The sequence below is a fragment of the Microbacterium fluvii genome (genome assembly GCF_025515205.1).
In the GTDB taxonomy this organism is placed as follows: Bacteria; Actinomycetota; Actinomycetes; order Actinomycetales; family Microbacteriaceae; genus Microbacterium; species Microbacterium fluvii.
The window spans coordinates 204730-224318 of sequence record NZ_JAOPFX010000003.1 but is presented as its reverse complement, the minus strand read 5'-3'; the positions used below and the strand labels follow the sequence as shown (position 1 = coordinate 224318).

The following is a 19589-nucleotide window of genomic DNA, read 5'->3' as shown; positions in this document are numbered from 1 at the left end:
TCACACCGCCCCGACCAGGCGCGCGAACGCGCTCAGACGCGCCACGCCTTCCGGGGTGTAGGGCAGATCGTCGAGCAGCCCGGGCGAGTGCACGAGGTAGGCCGCGTGCTGCGCGCGCGAGATCGCGACGTTGAGGCGATTGCGCAGCAGCAGGAACTCCGGCCCGCGGGGGGCGTCGCGGCCCGACGACGCCGCGAGGCTGACGATCGCGACCGCCGCCTCCTGCCCCTGGAACCGGTCGACCGTGCCGACCGGCACCTCCGCGAAACCCGCGGCGGCGAGCGCCTCTTCGACCATCACCTGCTGGGCGTTGTAGGGGGTGACCACGATGATGTCGGCGGGTGTCAGCGCACGCGCCGCCTGCCGCGTGACCACACCGTCGTCGTCGACGCGGATGTCGATCCACGCCCGCCCGACGAGGTCGCGCACCAGCTCGACGACGGCCGCCGCCTCTTCCGGCGACGAGGTCGCATTGCCGTGGTGGGCCAGCGGCAGGGGGTGGAGCCCCGGGGCGACGCCCTCGAGCTCGCGCATCGCCGTCGAGGGGTGCGCCGCCAGCTCGCCCCGGTACGACAGCCGCGACACCGGCGCGGCGACGGCAGGATGCATGCGCCACGTGCGCCCGAGGAAGAAGCCGTACTCGGGCGGGATGACGTCGGCGCCGTCCATGACCCAGCCGAGTGCCGAGGTGTCGACGGGCTCGGGGTGCGTGCCCTGGCTCACCTGGGGCAGCTGCTGGGGGTCGCCGAGCAGGAGCAGCCGGGGAGCGGCGAGCGAGACGGCGATCGTCGAGGCCAGCGAGAACTGGCCCGCCTCGTCGATGACGAGGAGGTCGAGACTCCCCCGCGGCACCCGCCCTTCGTGCGCGAAGTCCCACGCCGTGCCGCCGAGCACGTAGCCGCCGGTCTGCTCCGCGGCGAAGACGGCGAGCGCGTCCTTGTTGCGCAGTGCGGTGAACGGATGCTGCGCCGCGGCGTCTTTCGGCGCCTTCGCGACCTGCGCCTGCGGCACGCCGGCACGAACGACCCGGTCGAGCATGTTCTCGACGACGTTGTGCGACTGCGCGACCACGCCCACGCGGTACCCGTGATCGCGCACGAGCCGGGTGATGACGTGGGACCCGACGTAGGTCTTGCCGGTCCCCGGAGGCCCCTGCACCGCCAGATAGCTGCGGTCGAGGGCGAGCAGCGCGCGCGTGATGGCCTCGACGTCGTCGCTTCCGGGGCGTGAGCCGAGGCCGGCGCGGTACCGAGGCGGGCGCCGGCAGAGCAGGTCGGCGGCCGGGCCCGCCGGAACGGTCGGCGCGGCGGCGATGACAGCATCCGCCCACTCGTCGATCGCGACCTGCTGACGTGCCGCGGGCGGCGGAGCGCCCGGTGTGAGCGCGATCGGCAGCTCCGACCACGTGAAGCCGTCGACCGCGGTCTCCGACACGATCGCGCCGTCGTCGAGCACCTCGACGACCTTCACGGCCCTGGCGCCGTGGATCCACCTCGGCATCGGCTCGAACGGGAACGGCGCGGGCAGCTCGTACAGCGCGAAGGGCGATCCGTCTGCGCTCAGCCTCGTGCCGGGCGCGAGCTCTCCTCGGAGTTCGACGAGCCGGCGCATGCCGCCGCGGCCCGATTCGGGGAAGGCCCAGTCGTCGACCACGCGCGAACGCTCGAGGTCGACCGCCACGACGTCGCGCTGCTGGTCCCACAGCGAGACGGGCTCGCGCAGCCGCAGAAAGTGGGTCGCCCAGAACGACTTGGCCTCGCGCGGGTAGTAGTCGATCGCCGCGGCGGCCAGCCGCAGGGCGCGGTCTTCTGCGGAATCGGCCGGGTGGGCCGTCGCGAGTCGGACGAGATCGAGCGAGCGCGCCGAGGGCTCGTACGCCTTCTCGTCGGGCTCCCGGTCGACCGAGGGCAGCACCCCGGCCTCTCGGGCGCGGTCCACGAGCCAATCGCGCAGGCGGCGGGTCGAGACGCAGTCGTAGCGGTTGTAGTCGGCGAGGTCGTCGAGGATCTGCTGGGCACCGACGTCGTCGCCGTCTGCGGCCAGCGCACGGGCCTCGACATACCGGACGATGGAGTCGTCGCCCTTCTGCACGTCCTGCGTGCGCACCTCATCGCCCATGTAGAGAGGCTCGAGCTTCTTGATCGAGTACGACCGCGAGCCCACCCGCAGCGCGCGCCGCACGATCGGGTACAGGTCGACGAACACGCCGTCGCGCAGAAGCCGGTCGACGTCGCCTTCGCGCACGCCGTAGCGCGCCGCCATCGCCAGCAGATGCGAGGGCTCGTAGGGCGCGTAGTGGTAGATGTGCATGCCAGGATGCTGCTGCCGCCGCAGCGCGACGAGATCGAGGAACGTCTCGAGCGCCGCTCTCTCGTCGGCGAAGGTGTGCGCCCACAGTGCCGAGTACGTCTCGTCGAGGTCGACCCAGCCGAAGAGGTAATCGAGCCCCCAGACGGGGCTCGCGGATGCCTCGGTGTGCAGCGGATCGCCCTCGAAGTCGAAGAAGATGTCGCCACGGTCGGGTCGAGGCAGGGCCCCGAGCGCCTTCGGCGCGACCACCTTGTAGCGCGGCACCGGCGGGCGCCCTGCCGGCGCCGGCTCGGCAGAGGGCACTCCCGCCGGGCTCGTGAGCTGCAGCCGCGCCTGCGTGCGCAGCGAGGCGAAGGTGTCGGCGGCCATGCGAGCGGGCGCCGTGGTCGCGGCGGCCAGGTCGTCGATCGTGCGGATGCCGTCGCCACGCAGCCGCTCGCGCTGGCCCGCGCGCATGCCGGCCACCAGAAGCAGGTCTCGCGTCGCGACGACCTCGAGCTCGCAGGTGGCGCAGCGCCCGCACGCGACGACGCCGAGCTCTCCGCGCGGATCGCCCCACGCGATGGCGGGGTGCCCCTGCCCCGACTCGAGGTGCCGGTCGGCGACCAGCGCCTGCAGCCGTGCGCGGCGCAGCTCGAACACCGGCAGCAGGTCGTCGACCTCGTGGACGCTGACGCTGCCGTCGCCCAGCAGCAGCTCGACGCGATCGGCCCGCGGCACGCCGAGGCGGTCGAGCTGCACGACGTAGGCGGCCAGCTGCATGAGCGCCGTCACGCGCGCGTGGCGGGCGAGCTTGGTGTCTTGCACGATCCAGGGGCGGGGCCCCGGCCCGGGTGCGCGCACGACGAAGTCGGCGAATCCGACGAAATCGCGATCGGAGAACGCCGCCTGATAGACCACCTCGACGGCGGGGTCGGCGAGCGCCTGCAGGGTGAGGTCGACGGCCGCGGCCAGCCCCTCGGCATCGGCCGAGCGCGTCTCGGGGATCTCGACGACGGCGCCGGGGAAGCGCTCGCGGTACTCGGCGAGCACGCGCCGCTCATGCACGCCGCCCAGCAGACCCGCGCGCGCGAGCGTGGCGTCTTCGGGTTCGTCGACCGCGGCGATCCTGCCCAGCCGCGCATCGATGGCGCGCACCCAGGCGAACTCGCACTCGGCCGCGGCCTTCAGATCGCTCGCACTCCAGACGACCCGGTTCTCACCCTCGATGTACCGCATGCTCCCCTTCCGCCTCGAGGCTATCCGCCGCCCCCGACATCCGGGCCGCGACCGCACGGGCGAGAACTGACAGACTTGGGGGCGTGAGCACCGAGCTGCCCTTTGAGAGCGCCTACCGGCACGGCTTCGCACGCATCGCCGCGTGCACGATCCCCGTCGCGATCGCCGATCCCGCCGCGAACGCCGCCGCGGTGCTCGAGACCGTCCGCGAACTCGACGCCGAGGCCGTCGCGGTGGCCGTCTTCCCCGAGCTGTGTCTGACCGGCTATGCGATCGACGACCTCGTGATGCAGGATGCCGTGCTCGACGCCGCCGTGACGGCACTGACCGAGGTGGCCGCGGCATCCGCCGATCTGCTGCCGGTCATCGTCGTGGGCGCCCCCCTGCGCGTGCGCAACCGTCTGTACAACTGCGCGGTCGTGATCCACCGCGGCGAGATCCTCGGCGTCGCGCCGAAGTCGTATCTGCCGACCTACCGCGAGTTCTACGAGCGCCGCTGGTACGCCCCCGGTGAGAAGTGGTCCGGCGAGACCGTCCGCATCGGAGAGTCCGAGACCGTCTTCGGCACCAATCTGCTCTTCGAGGTGCGCGACGTGCCAGGGCTCGTGCTGCACGCCGAGGTGTGCGAAGACGTGTGGGTGCCGGTGCCGCCGTCGTCCCGGGCGGCGCTGGCGGGCGCGACGGTGCTGCTGAACCTCTCCGGCAGCCCCATCACCATCGCCCGCGCCGACGACCGTCGCGCGCTCGTGCAGTCCCAGTCGCTGCGGTGCCTGGCCGCCTACGCCTACGCGGCCGCAGGCACGGGCGAGTCGACCAACGACGTGTCGTGGGACGGCCAGACGATGATCTACGAAGGCGGCACACTCCTGGCCGAGACCGAGCGCTTCCCCGACGGGCCCCGCCACAGCATCGCCGACGTCGACCTCGACCGCCTGCGGCAGGATCGCCTGCGCCAGGGCACCTTCGACGACAATCGCACCGCCGAGGCCGGCGGCTACGACGACTTCCTCCGCGTCGAGACGTTCCTCGAGCCGCCCGCCCGCGACATCGGCCTGCGCCGCCCGCTCGACCGCTTCCCGTTCGTGCCCGACGACTCCGCCCGGCTCGCACAGGACTGCTACGAGGCGTTTAACATCCAGGTATCGGGGCTCGCGCAGCGCATGCGCGCGATCGGCGACCCCAAGCCCGTCATCGGCGTGAGCGGGGGCCTGGACTCGACCCACGCGCTGCTGGTCGTCGCCCGCGCGATGGACCGCATGGGGCGCCCGCGCAGTGACATCCTCGCCTACACGATGCCCGGGTTCGCGACCACCGAGCACACCAAGTCGAACGCGATCGCGCTGGCCGAAGCCCTCGGCGCGCGCATCGAGACGGTCGACATCCGACCGCTGGCGACCGAGATGCTCGAGCGTCTCGACCACCCGTTCGCCGACGGCGAGCCCGTGCACGACATCACCTTCGAGAACGTGCAGGCCGGCATCCGCACCGACTACCTCTTCCGCCTGGCCAACCACCACGGCGGCATGGTGATCGGCACCTCCGATCTGTCAGAGCTCGCCCTCGGCTGGGCGACCTACGGCGTGGGCGACCAGATGAGCCACTACGCCGTCAACACCGGGGTGCCGAAGACCCTCATCCAGCACGTCATCCGCTGGGTGATCGCCCAGGGCGAGTTGGATGCCGCCACCGCCGGCGTGCTGCAGTCGGTGCTCGACACCGAGATCAGCCCCGAACTGGTGCCGGCGGGGCAGGACGGCAGGATCCAGTCCACCGAAGACCGCATCGGGCCCTATGCGCTGCACGACTTCACGCTCTTCCACGTGCTGCGCTATGGCTTCCGCCCGTCGAAGATCGCCTTCCTCGCCGAGCGCGCCTGGCGCGACGCGGATGCCGGGGCCTGGCCCCCCGGATTCCCCGACGAAGACCGCTACGCGTACGACCTCGAGACCATCGCGAGATGGCTGCACGTGTTCCTGCGCCGGTTCTTCGCCTTCGCACAGTTCAAGCGCTCCGCGATCCCGAACGGGCCGAAGGTGTCTCCGGCCGGATCGCTGTCGCCCCGAGGCGACTGGCGCGCGCCGTCTGACGGCAACGCGCGGGTGTGGCTGGCCGAGCTCGACGAGGCGCTGCCGCAGTACGCGCCGCGCGACTGATCAGCTCTCGTGCGTGGGCTGCGGCCCGTAGGCCAGCGTGATGATCCATCCGTCGCGCGAGAGGTCGACCAGCTTGTACTTCATGTCGCGGTCGGGGATCCAGCCCTTGGCGAGATTGCTCTCGAGCCGCACGTGCTCACCGCGCACACGGGCTCCGCGGCCGTCGGCGTCGCGGATGGCCTGCACCCGCGTCCAGTGCGCGATGAGCCCCGTCAGCGACGTCTCGTCGAACAGGTGCGAGTGCCGCTTCATGTCGCTGAGGGTCAGCTCGTCGGGGTGCGCGTCGCGCAGGTCGAGGCCGACCGGCCAGCCCGGCTCGAAGACCGCCGCCACCGTCGCGGCACGGAAGCTCACAGTGCGGATCGCCAGCGGCACCTCGTCGCCGTCGACGCGGGCGTAGAGCTGCGTGTGGTGACCGAACGACCGCGGCGCCTCGCGCTCGACGACGATCGAGCGCGGCTCGACGTTCATCCTGGCCGCGATGATCTCCTTGGCGAGCACCCGCTTGCGGTCGTGGTCGGTCATCTTCGGGTCCCACCCGAGCTTGGCCGTGATCCCCGCGGGGGTGTCCAGCAGCACCGACTCCATCGCGCGCCTCCTTGTCAGCATCCGTCGTTCTCATCCTGCCGAACAACGTGCGGGTTGCCTAGCGACGGGGCCGGTGGAGACAACGACTACCCTCGAAGGGTGACTGACGACGGCAAAGGCCCCTCCACCGCCCGCATCACGATCTGGATCGTGGTCGGCGCGATCGGCGCCTACATGCTGATCTCGGGCATCATCGGCATCGTCTCGGGCGGAAGCTGAACCTCGCGCCGCCCGGCAGCGACAATGGAGGGGTGAAACTCCTCGTCGCCGCATTGGAAGCAGAGCTCGCCGCCTTCGAGCACGAGCTGGCCGGATTCGATCGCCTGGTCACCGGGCCGGGCAAGCTGCAGGCCGCCCACGCGCTCACCCGCGCGCTCGAGTCGACGGCGTACGACGAGATCGTCGTGGTGGGGACCGCGGGCGCCATCGACGCACGCCTGCACGCCACCGTGTTCGAGGTCTACGAGGTCTGCGCGGCGATCCAGCACGACGTGACCGACATCGACGGCATCGTCGGCCAGCACGTCTCGCTGCCGCAGCGCGTCGATCTCGCCCGCGGCGACGTCGTGATCGCCACCGGCGACCACTTCGTCGACGATGCGGAGGCGGTCGAGGTCATCCGGCCACTGGGCGCATCGCTGGTCGACATGGAGACCTACGCCTACGCGTGGGTGGCCGAGCAGTACGGGGTGCCGCTGCGGGTGTTCAAGGCGGTGTCGGACCGCGCCCAGGACGACGCCATCACCGACTGGCGCGCGACGGTGACGGCGTGCAGCGAGCGGCTGCGCGCACACCTGCGGGCGGAGTACGGGGTCTAGACGAGGAGTCCCCCAGCAGCCTCGTCCAGACCCCGTTTTCCCGGCGCCGAACCCGCCGGGCGTCAGATCACGGACCCCACTGCGACGCACCCCAGGTGAACGCGGCGAGGCTCTGCTGCCCCGTGACCGACGGATGGAAGTAGTCGCGCGTCGACACCTCCGCCTTCGTGAAGGCGTAGGCCGCGACGGCATAGCCGTCCCAGTGGCACTTCGCCGTCGCGGAGCAGGCCGCCGCCAGCGCCGCGTTGTACTCGTCGACCCGCAGCTGCACGGCATCGCGGCGCTGCACGTCGGCCGCCTTCGTGCTGGTGGGGCTGGCGAGCATCGACTGACAGATACCCAGCAGCGCCCAGGCGAGTCGCGCGGAACTGCTCGACTTGTTGACCTCGAGCAGACGCTTGAGGTTCGGGATGCTGGCGACGAAGATCTCGGGCTGCGATGAACTGGCGGCCAGGGTCGCCAGCGCCGTCGTGACGGATGCGGTGAACGACGCCGTCGAGGTCATCTTGGCCACCGAGCGCTGGCACGCGTCGTTCGCTCCGATCTCGATCGTGACGTACTGGGCGTTCTGACCGACCGCCTTCGTGGCCTGCCCGGGAAGGTCGGCGGCCTTGGCCCCCGCGACCGCGTCGTTGTACGCCGTGAGCGTCGCACCGGCCTGACGCAGCCGCGTCGCGTGCGAGAGCACCGACGCCGTCGTGCCGGTCGACCAGCTGTTGGTGGGACAGCTCAGCAGCGACGAGCAGGTCATCGAGGCCTGCGTGATCGAATCACCCAGCGCCGCCATGCGGGCCGGCAGCGGCGGCGCGGCGGATGCCGGGGCCACCCCGGCGGCGAAGGTGAGCGTCGCTGCGGAGACGACGGCGATGAGGGCACGGCGCCCTCGGAGGATGGTGCGCATTGCGGCTCACTTCACATCGGCGTGCAGAGCAGGGCGCGGTGGGACCGCGGCCGGACGACCGGCTGGTCGAGGCATGAACCTCGACGGCGGATCAGCGGGTGTCGGGCTTCTCGGTGCGGCTTCTGTGCTGATCTGGCCGCGAAGATACACCCGTCGCGTGCACGCGACAAGGGGGCGCTCACACCGCCGCGCGGGCGTCCGCGTTCTGACCGATCGTGCTGGGCCCGTGCGGCGCCGCGATGACGGTCACCTGCGCCGGCAGCTGCTCCTTCATCGCCTCGACGTGGCTGATGACGCCGACCGTGCGACCGCCCTGGCGCAGCTCGTCGAGCGTCGCCATGGCGAGCTCGAGCGTCTCGCCGTCGAGGGAGCCGAAACCCTCGTCGATGAACAGCGTGTCGAGCCGCAGTCCACCCGCCCGCGCCGTCACGACCTCGGCCAAGCCGAGGGCGAGGGCGAGCGATGCGAGGAAGGTCTCGCCGCCCGACAGGGATTGCGCGGGGCGAGCGCGGCCGGTGTAGGAGTCGACGATCTCGATCCCCAGGCCCGAAGCCGCATTGCGGGCCGCGACGGCATCGGAATGCCGCAGCCGATATCGCCCGGACGACATGTCGGACAGCCGCAGGTTGGCCGCCACGACGATCTCTTCGAGCTCGGCGGCCAGTACGAAGGTCTCCAGGTCCATGCGGCTGGAGGTGCGCCCCGCGATCGCGTCGGCCAGACCCGCCAGCACATCGTGCTCGCGCGACCGCTCCGCGATCGAGGCGTGGGCGGCATCGATGCGCTCGGCCAGTGCACGCAGTCGCTGCGCCGCCTGTGCGACGCGCTCGGCTGCGGTGGTCGCCACCTGCACCGCGGCGGCGGCGGCTCGCACGGCCTCCTGCGATGCGGTGAGATCGACAGGTTGCTCCGGTTCGCCTGCCAGCTCCAGTTCGAGGGTGCTCAACCGGGATCGCACGGCGCGCAGGTCTGCCTCGTGGGCGATGAGCGCCTCTTCCAGGAGCGAGCGCTCGGTCTCGCTCAGGAGCGCCGCCCCCACCGCGGCTGCGTCGGCGAAGTCGGATGCCGCCACTCGCGCGTCGAGTTCGACGGCCGTCGCGTCGCGGATCGCGGTGCGGGCGTCGAGGGCCTCGCGTGACGCGACGAGTCCGCGCGCGAGATCGCGGCGCACCGTCACGGCCGAGATGCGCGCCGCGACCGTCGCCGCTTCGCCGCGGGCCGCCTCGACGATCGCAGCCGTCGCCGCGACGCGGTCTTCGCCCACCGCGAGCTCTTCGCGCCGCGGAACGAGCACCGCGACGAGCCTCTCGCGCTCGGCGGCCGTCTCGAGGTCGAGCCGCGCGAGCTCTTCGCGCTGTGCCTGCAGCGCAGTGCGGCGATCGAGGTCAGCGACGGCGAGGGCACGCGCCGTCGCCGTGCCCGTCACGGCCTCCTCCAGCTCGGCGACGGGCAGGCCCTGCGCGCGCGCGAGGGCCGCGGCGTGCGCAGCGCGGGCGGCGGATGCGGCGGCCGCGGCGGCACGTTCCACCTCGGCCGCCGCATCCCTCGCGCGCTCCGCCGCCTCGAACTGGGCATCGTCGACGGGATCGTCGGCGTGCGGTGCGGGCGCGGGGTGCTCGAGTGAACCGCACACGGCGCACGGCTCCCCCGTCACCAGGCCCGCCGCGAGCTCGCCGGCATAACCGGCGAGACGTCGCCGCAGCAGCGCCGTGACGGTGGCGGAGGCCCTCGTGGCAGCGTCAGACGCGGCCAGCTGCGCCTCATCGGCGGTGCGACGCTCGGCGAGGAGCGCCTCGGCCTCGCGCGCGGCCGCGAGCTGGGCCTCGGCGGCGGCGTGCGCGGCGCGAGCGCTCTCGGCGACGACGGGGGCTTCGGCGAGGGCCGCGAGCTGCACGTCGAGCGCCTCGAGCGCGGGGGGAACCGCCGCACGGCGGGCGTCGAGCTCGGCGAGCGACTGCTCCGACCCGGCGACGGCTTCGCGCAGTGCGGTCAGGCTCGCGGTCCGGCCCTGGAGTTCGCTCTCGAGTCGCGCGACCTCGGCCCAGCGGGAGAGGTCGCCGGTGAGCTCGTCGACGAGCGCGCGCAGCGCGACGACGTCGAGGTCGGATCCGTCGGCGTCGCGCCAGGATCCGGTGGCCGCCTCGTCGAGCTCTGCGGCCCGCGATCGCTCCGCCTCCGCCCGCGCCGCGGCCTCGATCGGGGCGCGCAGAGACTCGGCCCGCGTCGCCCGCGACAGCCGCTCTCGGTCTGCGGCCATGCCGGCCTCGGCGGCCTCGAGCGCGTCGGCGCTCGCGCGGAGCGCGGCGCGCTCGAGCTGCCGGCCGCGCAGCGCGACCAGCGCCGCATGGGTCGCGTGGGCGGTGGTGTGCGCCTCGGCCGCGGACTCGCGCTCGCGTCCGAGGGTGTCGGCCTGATAGGCCGCGCGGTCGACGGCATGGCCGAGCTGCGCGATCCGTGCGGCGGTGCCGACGGCGTCGTCGCCCTGCGCGCCGAAGCCGTGCGAGCGCACGACCTCGTGCGCTTCGGTCAGCATCAGCTCGACCTGCTCGGACGCCCGGCCGAGAGTCTGCTCAGAGGCCTTGCGGCGCCGGTCGAGCTCTGCCTGGTACTGCTCGTAGACGCGGGTGCCGAACAGCGTGCGCAGCAGCGCCTGCCGCTCGTCGTTGCGGGCGAGCAGGAACTGCGCGAACCGGTTCTGGGCGAGCAGGATGACCTGGAGGAACTGGTCACGGGTGAGCCCCAGGATCTGCCCCAGCTCCTCGCCCACGACACGGGGTCCGGGGGCGCGGCCGATCCATTCGCCGTCGACGAGCTCGTCGAGCTGCGCCGCGTGCTTGACGGGCGTCGTGCCTTCTCCGCGCGCTTTGGGGCGCTCATAGTCGGGCGAGCGGGTCACGCGCAGCCGCCGGTCGTCGACGGTGAACTCCACCACGACCTCGGTCGGATCCTCCGGCGCGCAGTGGTCGCTGCGCAGCCGCTTCTCGCCGGTGTCGTAGCGGGGAACCGAGCCGTAGAGCCCGAAGCAGACCCCGTCGAGGATGCTGGATTTGCCGGCACCCGTCCGCCCGGAGATCAGGAAGATGCCGTCGCGGTCGAAGGCGTCGAAGTCGACGATCTGGCGCTCCCGGAACGGACCGAAGCCTTCGAGTTCGAGGCGGTGCAGCTTCACGCGATCGCCTCGGCGGCGACGCGATCGCCGATCACCTCGCGCAGCAGACCGCGCTCGTCGTCGACGGCGCCCTCGCCGCCGCGCACATGCGCGAGGAACGCATCGATGAGCTCGAGGTCGTCTCGTGCCGCCTGAACCCGCGCCGCGTAGGTGCGCCCGTCGCGTTCGGCGACGACGGCCGGCGCGTGCACGACCGTCGCGCAGTGCGCGAAGCGCGCCTGCAGCCGCCGCATCGGGTCGCTCTGCGGTGCGGTGTCGGTGTAGCGGGCGCTCACCCATGCGTCTTCGAACTCGGCGAAGCGGCCGTCGGCGAGCAGCTCATCGAGGGGTGCGGTGAGGGTCACCAGGCGCCGGGGCACCGGCAGGTCGAGCCACTCGATCGACGCGTGGCCTGCGGCATCCAGATCGATCAGCCACGAGCCGCGCGGCTTGTCGCCCTCGCCGAAGCTGTAGTGCAGCGGCGCGCCGGCGTAGCGGATGCGGTCGCTCAGGGTCTGGCGGCCATGGATGTGGCCGAGAGCCGCGTAGTCGACCCCGGCGAAGACGCTCAGCGGCACGACGTCGAGCCCGCCCTGCTGGATGTCGCGCTCGAGGTGCGGCGTGGGCTCGACTCCCGCCGCGAAGCAGTGCGCGATCGCGACGGAGCGCCCGCCGCGCGTGGCCAGGTCGGCGCGCACGAGACCCATCGCATGATCGAGCGTCTGCGCCTGCGAGCGCAGCTCGACGCCGGGCCAGAGGTGGCGCACGAGCGCGGGCTCGAGGAACGGGATGCCGTAGACGTGCACGGGCCCGTCGGCGTCGTCGATCGACACCGGAGTGCCCACGGCGAGCGGGTCGGTCAGCACGTGGATGCCCTCGCGCAGCAGCCTGGCCTGGAACCCCAGCCGCGCCGCGGAGTCGTGGTTTCCGCTCGTCACGACGACGCGGGCGCCCGCCTCGCGCAGGGCGACGAGCGTGTCGGTGAGGAGCGTGTAGGCCGGCGCGGCCGGTGTCGCGGAGTCGAACACGTCGCCCGCGACGATGACGAGATTGACCCGCTGATCGCGCACCTGCTGCACGAGCGCGGCGAGCACTCCGGCGAGCGCGTCGAGCGTCGAGTGCCCGTGGAAGGTGCGCCCGATGTGCCAGTCGGAGGTGTGCAGGATCCGCATGCCCTCAACGGTATGTCGGCCCTCCGACATCGTCGGTGCGGCGCACCGGGGCGGCATGGCCGGACGTCGTCCCCCGAACGGAGGGGTGTCGTCGCCGTCGCATGGTGAGTAGCGTGGCCCGTGGGCGCCACTCAGGGAGGGGAAGGGCATGGAGCCTCGACGACGCTGGAGAGCGGGATACGTCGTGGCGGCCGTGCTGGCCCTGGTCGGAGCGGGAGGGATCGCACTGGCACCGCCGGCGTCCGCCGCGGGAACGGCCACCCTCTCGCTGTTCAAGCGCATCGAGAACGGCAGCACCGGAGCGAGCTTCGGCGACCGCGGCGCGTGGGACGTGCGCGCCGTCAACGTCGCGACGGGGCAGGCCTTCCAGGGGCAGGGGCTCAACGGCGTGCAGAGCATCACGGTTCCCGCCGGCGACTACGTCATCTCGGAACTCGAGAACGCGGCGACCCCCGACGGCTACCGGTTCGTGAACTGGGACTGCGGCACGCTGGGCACCTTCACCGACCCCGCCCCGACCATCTCGCTCGCCGAGAACGCGAACGTCACCTGCACGGTCGAGAACGAGGCGGTGCCGCCCACCCTCACGCTGCTCAAAGAGGTCGACGGGGGCAGCGCGTCGCCCTCGCTGTGGACGCTCGTCGCCGAGGGGCCGAACTCGATTCGGGGCCCGAGCGGCGTCACCGGCGATGCGCGCATCGGCACCTACACCCTGCGCGAAGAGGGCGGTCCCAGCGGTTACGAGTCCGCGGGGTGGGCGTGTGTCGACGAGTCGACCGGCGCCGACGTCGTCGTCGACCAGAACAGTCAGATCGCCGTGGAACTCGGCCAGGACATCACCTGCACCGTCACGAACGTGGGGGCCCTCCCGATGCTCACCCTCGTCAAGGAGGTCGTCGGCACCGGAGGGCCGCTGGATGCGGCGACGGCGTGGACGCTGACGGCGGACGGCCCCAGCGGCGCGCTCTCCGGTACCACCGGATCGACCGCCGTCACCCATGTCGGGGTCGAGCCCGGTGCATTCACGCTGTTCGAGAACGGCCCGGACGGCTACACCGCGAGCGACTGGGAGTGCATCGACCAGGCAGCGGGCGGGGCACCGGTCGCGGTCGCGGACGCCGTCGTCGAGGTCACCGGCGAGGCCGATGTCCAGTGCACCGTCGTGAACACCTTCGCCGGCGCCTGGCTGACGCTCGTCAAGACCGTCGACGGCGCGGCCTCGCCGACCAGGTGGATCCTCGGCGCCGACTCCGGATCGGACAGCATCGTGGGGCGCACCGGCAGCGCCGCCGTCACCCGCACACCGGTCTCCGCGGGCACCTACGACCTCTCCGAGACCGGGCCCACCGTCGGTTGGACGACAGACGGGTGGCAATGCACAGGCAGCAGCGATTTCGTCACGTCGGTGACTCTCAACCCCGGCGACGATGTCACCTGCTCGATCGAGAATGTGTCGGTCGAACCCCACCTCACGCTCGTCAAGACGGTCGTCAACGCGGGCGGCGGCCCGCTCGACGCGGACGATTGGACCCTCACCGCGAGCGGACCTGTCGTGGCGAGCGGGGTCACCGGGTCCGACGAGGTCACCGATGCCACCGTCGTCCCCGGCGACTACATCCTCTCCGAGCAGAGCCCTGCCGCCGAGGCCGAGGGCTACAACGCGGGCGCGTGGTCGTGCGTGTTCACCGCGACCGGAGAACCCGCCGAGCTGGAGGGTGTCGTGCTCACGGTGCCCGACACCGACGAGTCGATCACCTGCAGCATCCAGAACACCTGGACCGGCTCGACCCTGACCCTGCAGAAGCAGGTCATCACGGCCTTCGGCGACACCGCTGCGCCCACCGAGTGGGTGCTCACGGCGACCGGCGACTCGACCTTCTCTGGGCGCATGGGCGAGGCCGCCGTCACCGATCACGCGATCCCCGCCGGTTCGACCTGGACGCTGTCGGAAGACGGGCCCTCGGGCTACGACCCCCTGGGGTGGAGCTGCACCGGTGCGACCAGGGTCGACGACGACACGTTCACCGTCGCCGGCGGCACCGATGCGGTGTGCCGTATCACCAACGCGGCCATCACCCCCTCGCTCACCCTCGTCAAGGACCTCGTGTCGGGCGGCGGGGGCACCGCGACGGCATCCGACTTCCTGCTGAAGACCCGTGGGCCGGGCAACGCCGCGTTCGCCGGCACCTCGGGCTCCGCCGCGGTCACCGGCGTGTTCGGCCCCCCGGGGGAGTACGTGTTCAGCGAGTCGGGACCTGCCGGCTACGACGTGTCGTGGAACTGCACGGGCACGACCTTCGACAGCGCTGCCGAGCGGATGCAGCTCGGCTACGGCGATGAGGCCGTGTGCACGGCGACCAACACGCCGATCAGACCGATGCTGTCGCTGACCAAGGCCGTCTCGGGCGGCGTGGTGGATCCGGATCAGTGGCTGCTGACCGCCGTGCTCGACGGGCGGACCGTGCTCTCGGGCGCCGGAGCGGTGGCCTCGACCGAGGTCGATGCCGGGGTCTACACGCTCGCCGAATCGGGCACGGGGACCGGCACACCCGACTACCTCCCCGGCGACTGGCTGTGCACCGGCGACGGGTTCGACGCCGACCAGCTCGTGCAGACGGGTGCCGGCACGGCGGAGCTGACGCTGCCGCTCGGAGCCGAGGTGGACTGCACCGTCGTGAACGCCTTCACTCCCCCGACCCTCACCCTCGTCAAGTCCGTCGACGACGGACCCGACGGCCCGGGAGGCGCCCCGGAGAACTGGGTCCTCACCGCGACCGGCCAGGGAACGGCGACCGGCACGACCGTGTCGGGCGCCGGCGGGGTGGACTCGCAGGTGGTGACGGCGGGCGACTACCAGTTGAGCGAAGTTCCGAACGCGAGCGACCCGCCGCCGTCGGACGACTACGGCGCGACCGAGTGGACGTGTGCGGGGCTGGGCTTCACCGACGACGATCTCGCGGGCGACCTGCTGACCCTCGGGCCCGGCTACGACGTCACCTGCACGATCACGAACGTCTACGACCCGCCGCGGCTCACGCTGGTCAAGGAGGTCGACGGCGGGCCGCTGGAAACCTCTGACTGGACGCTGTCGTGGACCGACGTCGACGACTCCTCGCACACCGGTTCGGGTGCCACGGGGGATGCCGCCGTGACCGACGCCCCCGTGGAAGAGGGCACGTTCCGCCTGGCGGAGTCGTCGACGCACCCGCTGGCCGCCGACTACACGGCCTCGGAGTGGACCTGCGACGGCGGCGAGGTCGCCCCGCCCGACGTCGTCGCGCTCACCGCCGACGACGTGACCGTGACCTGCACCGTCGTCAACACTTACGTCACGCCGACGCCGACGCCCTCGCCCTCGGACTCGGGCGACGGCGGCGGCGAGGGCGACCTGCCGGCGACCGGCTCGGATCAGGGCACGGTCTTCGCGCTCACGGCGCTCGCCGTGCTCGCGCTGCTGGTCGGGGCGGGCGTGATGACGCGGGCACGCCAGCCGTGAGCCTCGCCCCTCGCCGCCCGACGACGGTGATCGGGCGCCCGGCGCGCCGCGCGGATCAGGATGCGGCGGCTACGCGCGGCGCGTAGCGCCCCGACTTCTCGGCCCGCGCCCGCGCCTTGGCCACCTCCTCCTCGCGGTTCTTGGGCGGTGCGACCGCGACGAGGTCGGCCAGCAGATGCTCGGTCGCGTGCGCGATGTCGTGCACGGCCCGGTCGAAGGCCGCCTGGTTGGCCTTGGAGGGCTTGGTGGTGCCGGCGATCTTGCGCACGTACTGCAGCGCCGCCGCGTGCACCTCGTCGTCGGTGGCGCGGGGCTCGAAGTTATGGAGGGTGTGGATGTTGCGGCACATGCGGGCCACGGTACGCCGGGGGCCCGACGGCGGCAACGGGCTCGCCCCCCCCCCCCCCGGCATCCGCCGCCCCGCAGCATCCGCCCTCGCCCGAGGCGAGGAGATCGCGCCACGCGAGGACGGAATGCCCCGATGCGGTCCTCGCCCCGCGAGATCTCCTCGCCTGGAGCGAGGAGCCGAAGGGGCGAGGGGCGGATGCGTCAGCTGGAGGCGTCGGAGAGGCGCCGCGAGCGGCGCCGGGAGAGCAGATCGATGACCCCAAGGAAGAACGCGAGCCCGACGAAGACGCCGACCGAGATCATGCCGTAGGTGTAGGCGTCGTGGTAGACGTCGAGGCCGTGCGTGCCGTCGCCCTCATCGCGGTAGATCGCGCCGTAGAAGAGCGACAGGGCCACGGCGGTGCCCACGGCCGTGCCGATGCGCTGGCCGAGCTGGCCCACCGAGCCCGCGAGTCCGCCCTCCCTGGTGGGGATGTCGGCGAGGGTCAGGGTCTGGTTGGGCGCGACCACGAGGCCCGCGCCCACACCCGCCACGAGCATGACGCCCGCCATCGCGTAGGCCACGGCATCCGCCGGCACTGAGGCGGCCACGAAGGCCAGCGCCGCGACGCTGACCAGCACGATCCCCAGGCCCCAGACGACCAGCGGCCGGCCCAGGCGCGTCACGAGGTTGCCGCCGAACCATGCGCTGACCGCGCTGGCGAGCGCGAAGCCGATCGAGACCATGCCGGCGAACACGGGCGCGAGGCCCACGCCGGTCTGCAGGAAGAGCGTCGTCAGCAGGAACATCGCCGGGATCGCCGTGAAGTACGCCGTGACGATGAGCGTGCCGTTGCGGAACGAGGCGATCGAGAACAGCGAGAAGGGCACCAGCGGGTTGCGACCGAATGCGGCATACCGCCGCTCCCACCAGGTGAAGGCCGCCGCGAACACGGCGAAGAGCACGAGCGTCCACCACCGCCGAGGGTCGTCGTCGGGTGACCCGGTGGTCAGCAGGAACGGCCACATGAGGGTCACGATCATGACGGCGAACAGCACGAGCCCGATCGGATCCAGCTGGAGTCTGCCCGGGGCCGCATGCCGCGTGCGCGGCAGCAGCCAGATGACGCCCGCGAGCACCAGCAGGCACAGCGGCACGTTGATCCAGAAGATCCACCGCCAGCCGTCCTGCGGCCCGCCGACGGCGATGAGCAGGCCCCCGAGGGTCGGGCCGAAGGCCGTCGCGATGCCGATCGTCGCACCGAACAGCCCGAACGCGCGGCCGCGCTCGCGGCCCACGAACACCTGCTGGATGGTGCCGACCACCTGCGGCATCTGGATGCCGGCGGCAAGGCCCTGCAGCAGCCGCGCCGCGATCAGCACCTCGGGCGTCGGCGCGAGGGCGCAGACGACGCTCATCGCGATGAACAGGCTCAGGCCGATGATGAACATCGTCTTGCGCGAGCGCTGGTCGCCGATGCGCCCGGAGGGCACGAGCGCCAGGCCGAACAGCAGCACGTAGCCCGAGACCACGAGCTGCAGCTCGGTGGATCCGGCCCCGAGGGCCTCTTCGATCGAGGGCAGCGCGACGTTGACCTTGCTGAGGTCGAGGATCGTGAGGGCCGCCACCGACACGCACACCCAGAACGCGCGCCAGCGCTGTCCGTGGGTGAGCGGGATGCTGGCCGTGGCGGGTGCGCTCATCGCTCCAGGCTATGCCCGCCCGGGAGTGGGTAGCCTGCAACGGTGGCTGCTGCATCCGATCCGGTGACGGAGTTCTCGCACCGGGGGGCGACCGTCGTGGTCGAGGAGCACGACGGTCGGGGACCGCACGTGTTCCTGCTCGCGCACGGCATCGGCATGGGCCGGCTCGCGTTCGGCGACCTCGTCGAGCACCTGAGGCCGCACGGCCGGGTCGTGACCCTCGACCTGCCTGGCTACGGCGATGCGCCGGAGCCCGACCGCACGCCGACGATCGAGCGGATGGCCGACCTCGTGGCGGCGCTGCTGCGCGCGCGGGGGCTCGCCGGAGCGGTTCTCGTGGGGCACTCGATGGGCACGCAGGTGGCCGTCGAGGTGGCCGCCCGGCACCCGGGGCTGGCATCGGGCGTCGTGCTGGTCGGGCCGACCGTCGACGCCCGTGCGCGCACGGCGCCGCGGCAGCTCGGCCGGCTCGCGCACGACCTCGCGATCGAGAGCCCGAAGGTGCTGTGGCTGGGCACCAGGGAGTATCTGCGCGCGGGCCCGCACCTGCGCCGCAAGCTGCGCGCGATGCTCGTGCACCGCCCCGAGCTGGCCTACCCGCGGGTCGGCGTGCCGGCGCTCGTGCTGCGCGGCGAGACCGACCCGGTGTGCCCACGCGAGTGGTGCGCGCTGGTGTCCGCGCTGCTGCCCGACGCCCGGTTCGCCGAGATCGCGGGGCACGGGCACGAGACGATGATCCGGGATGCCGCACCCGCCGCCGCCGAGATCATGCGGTTCGCCGGGGGCTCGGGGTAGCGCTACTGCCGAGCGAGCGCGTCGATGTCGGAGTGCGACAGGGCGATGCCTGCCTGCTCGAGCCGCTGTGCGAGCACGGCGGCGATGCGCTCGGGCGACTCCCCCGCGAGGTCGGCGCGCACCTGGGCGACGATGCCGTCGACCTTGTCTGCGTCGGAGGCGACGTTCTGCTCCATCGCCGGCTGGTCCTCGGCGTCAGTGCTCATGGTCGGGCTCCGGGTAGTCGATGACGCCGATGCCGACGGCCTCGTGGCTGACGTCGTCGGGCTCGGGCGGGTCGGCGGCCTTCGGCTCGTCGCCGACCGGCTTCTCGGTGCTCGGCTGCGGGTCGGCGGCTGCCGCCGCCTCCTCGTCGGCCGACGCGCTGTCGTCGGTGGCCAGGTCGGGATCGGCGCCCTCGACGGACTCCTCGACCGTGCCGACGTCGAGGCCGTCGGGCGCGGGTGTCTGCTCCTGCGCGCGCTCGGTCGACGCCGCGGTCTCGGCATCCGCCGTCTCGCCCGCCTCCCAGCCGCCGGCCGGGTCGGCGTCGACGACGCCTTCGGGAAGGTCAGGGTTGCTCATGTCGTGCCCCTTTCGTCCCCTCCACCCTCGCCCCGACGCCCGTCAACCGCACGGGGGTTGACGGCTCGGGCTCGCGCGGGTAGCGGATGCTGCGGTCAGGCCGGGTGGGTCTGACGCAGGATGCCGGCGCGCTCGGGGTGGGCGGCGAACCAGTCGGCCACATACCAGCAGACGGGCACGATCTCGCGGTCGCCCGCGGCCTCGAGCTCGGAGACGGCGCGGGCCACGACCTCGCCCGCGTAGCCGTGACCGCGGAAGGTCGGCACCGTGTAGGCGCGGTTCATCCACACGGCGCGCCCGTCGTCGCGGTAGTCGAGCACGCTCACGAGGTTCGCTCCGTCGTGCAGCGTGTAGCGCGACGCATCGGGTTCATGCGTGAAGGTCAGCACCCCGTC

14 protein-coding genes are annotated in these 19589 nt (G+C 72.4%); 4 read left to right on the top strand and 10 right to left on the bottom strand.

Annotated elements, in window-relative coordinates; genetic code table 11:
* The gene (locus OAW74_RS12255) at nucleotides 1-3528 is read right to left on the bottom strand and encodes a TM0106 family RecB-like putative nuclease (RefSeq protein WP_262874665.1); all 3528 of its coding nucleotides are present in this window, start codon (nucleotides 3526-3528) and stop codon (nucleotides 1-3) included.
* A gap of 83 nt (nucleotides 3529-3611) precedes the next feature.
* On the opposite strand from OAW74_RS12255, the gene OAW74_RS12250 reads away from it, so the two are divergent.
* Nucleotides 3612-5681 (top strand): NAD(+) synthase, encoded by a 2070-nt coding sequence (locus tag OAW74_RS12250; protein ID WP_262874664.1) that lies wholly within the window; start codon nucleotides 3612-3614, stop codon nucleotides 5679-5681.
* Here the strand turns inward: OAW74_RS12250 and OAW74_RS12245 are convergent, their stop codons facing one another.
* Nucleotides 5682-6269 (bottom strand): hypothetical protein, encoded by a 588-nt coding sequence (locus OAW74_RS12245; RefSeq protein ID WP_262874663.1) that lies wholly within the window; start codon nucleotides 6267-6269, stop codon nucleotides 5682-5684.
* Between the two features lie 251 nt (nucleotides 6270-6520).
* Between OAW74_RS12245 and OAW74_RS12240 the strand changes: the two genes are divergently transcribed.
* Entirely contained in the window at nucleotides 6521-7087 is a 567-nt protein-coding gene (locus OAW74_RS12240) for a phosphorylase family protein (RefSeq protein WP_262874662.1), read from the top strand.
* 67 nt (nucleotides 7088-7154) lie between these two features.
* On the opposite strand, the gene OAW74_RS12235 is transcribed toward OAW74_RS12240, so the two are convergent.
* From OAW74_RS12235 to OAW74_RS12225, 3 genes are all read right to left on the bottom strand, one after another.
* A complete protein-coding gene (locus OAW74_RS12235; protein ID WP_262874661.1) occupies nucleotides 7155-7988 on the bottom strand; it encodes a GDSL-type esterase/lipase family protein in 834 nt (277 codons plus the stop codon).
* A gap of 178 nt (nucleotides 7989-8166) precedes the next feature.
* The gene (locus OAW74_RS12230) at nucleotides 8167-11157 is read right to left on the bottom strand and encodes an AAA family ATPase (protein ID WP_262874660.1); all 2991 of its coding nucleotides are present in this window, start codon (nucleotides 11155-11157) and stop codon (nucleotides 8167-8169) included.
* The gene (locus tag OAW74_RS12225) at nucleotides 11154-12308 is read right to left on the bottom strand and encodes an exonuclease SbcCD subunit D (protein ID WP_262874659.1); all 1155 of its coding nucleotides are present in this window, start codon (nucleotides 12306-12308) and stop codon (nucleotides 11154-11156) included. Before OAW74_RS12225 ends, OAW74_RS12230 begins: the two co-directional genes overlap by 4 nt.
* Nucleotides 12309-12456: 148 nt before the next feature.
* On the opposite strand from OAW74_RS12225, the gene OAW74_RS12220 reads away from it, so the two are divergent.
* Entirely contained in the window at nucleotides 12457-15804 is a 3348-nt protein-coding gene (locus tag OAW74_RS12220) for a hypothetical protein (protein WP_262874658.1), read from the top strand.
* 55 nt (nucleotides 15805-15859) lie between these two features.
* Here the strand turns inward: OAW74_RS12220 and OAW74_RS12215 are convergent, their stop codons facing one another.
* Entirely contained in the window at nucleotides 15860-16153 is a 294-nt protein-coding gene (locus tag OAW74_RS12215; protein WP_262874657.1) for a DUF2277 domain-containing protein, read from the bottom strand.
* Between the two features lie 200 nt (nucleotides 16154-16353).
* Nucleotides 16354-17835, bottom strand: coding sequence for an MFS transporter (locus OAW74_RS12210; RefSeq protein WP_262874656.1), 1482 nt, complete (start codon nucleotides 17833-17835; stop codon nucleotides 16354-16356).
* 42 nt (nucleotides 17836-17877) lie between these two features.
* On the opposite strand from OAW74_RS12210, the gene OAW74_RS12205 reads away from it, so the two are divergent.
* A complete protein-coding gene (locus OAW74_RS12205) occupies nucleotides 17878-18630 on the top strand; it encodes an alpha/beta fold hydrolase (RefSeq protein WP_262874655.1) in 753 nt (250 codons plus the stop codon).
* A 2-nt stretch (nucleotides 18631-18632) separates the two neighbouring features.
* Here OAW74_RS12205 and OAW74_RS12200 read toward each other — a convergent pair whose 3' ends face one another.
* The 3 genes from OAW74_RS12200 to OAW74_RS12190 form a co-directional block, all read right to left on the bottom strand.
* The gene (locus tag OAW74_RS12200) at nucleotides 18633-18836 is read right to left on the bottom strand and encodes a hypothetical protein (protein ID WP_262874654.1); all 204 of its coding nucleotides are present in this window, start codon (nucleotides 18834-18836) and stop codon (nucleotides 18633-18635) included.
* Nucleotides 18826-19194, bottom strand: coding sequence for a hypothetical protein (locus tag OAW74_RS12195; RefSeq protein WP_262874653.1), 369 nt, complete (start codon nucleotides 19192-19194; stop codon nucleotides 18826-18828). Before OAW74_RS12195 ends, OAW74_RS12200 begins: the two co-directional genes overlap by 11 nt.
* A 95-nt stretch (nucleotides 19195-19289) precedes the next feature.
* Nucleotides 19290-19583, bottom strand: coding sequence for a GNAT family N-acetyltransferase (locus OAW74_RS12190; protein WP_262874652.1), 294 nt, complete (start codon nucleotides 19581-19583; stop codon nucleotides 19290-19292).
* Nucleotides 19584-19589 lie beyond the last annotated feature (6 nt).

What these genes read in the sequence shown, in the direction of transcription:
- OAW74_RS12255 (WP_262874665.1), bottom strand. Translation starts at nt 3,528, where the DNA reads ATGCGGTACATCGAGGGTGAGAACCGGGTCGTCTGGAGTGCGAGCGAT.
- OAW74_RS12245 (WP_262874663.1), bottom strand. Translation starts at nt 6,269, where the DNA reads ATGGAGTCGGTGCTGCTGGACACCCCCGCGGGGATCACGGCCAAGCTC.
- OAW74_RS12235 (WP_262874661.1), bottom strand. Translation starts at nt 7,988, where the DNA reads ATGCGCACCATCCTCCGAGGGCGCCGTGCCCTCATCGCCGTCGTCTCC.
- OAW74_RS12225 (WP_262874659.1), bottom strand. Translation starts at nt 12,308, where the DNA reads ATGCGGATCCTGCACACCTCCGACTGGCACATCGGGCGCACCTTCCAC.
- OAW74_RS12220 (WP_262874658.1), top strand. Translation starts at nt 12,457, where the DNA reads ATGGAGCCTCGACGACGCTGGAGAGCGGGATACGTCGTGGCGGCCGTG.
- OAW74_RS12215 (WP_262874657.1), bottom strand. Translation starts at nt 16,153, where the DNA reads ATGTGCCGCAACATCCACACCCTCCATAACTTCGAGCCCCGCGCCACC.
- OAW74_RS12210 (WP_262874656.1), bottom strand. Translation starts at nt 17,835, where the DNA reads ATGAGCGCACCCGCCACGGCCAGCATCCCGCTCACCCACGGACAGCGC.
- OAW74_RS12200 (WP_262874654.1), bottom strand. Translation starts at nt 18,836, where the DNA reads ATGAGCACTGACGCCGAGGACCAGCCGGCGATGGAGCAGAACGTCGCC.
- OAW74_RS12195 (WP_262874653.1), bottom strand. Translation starts at nt 19,194, where the DNA reads ATGAGCAACCCTGACCTTCCCGAAGGCGTCGTCGACGCCGACCCGGCC.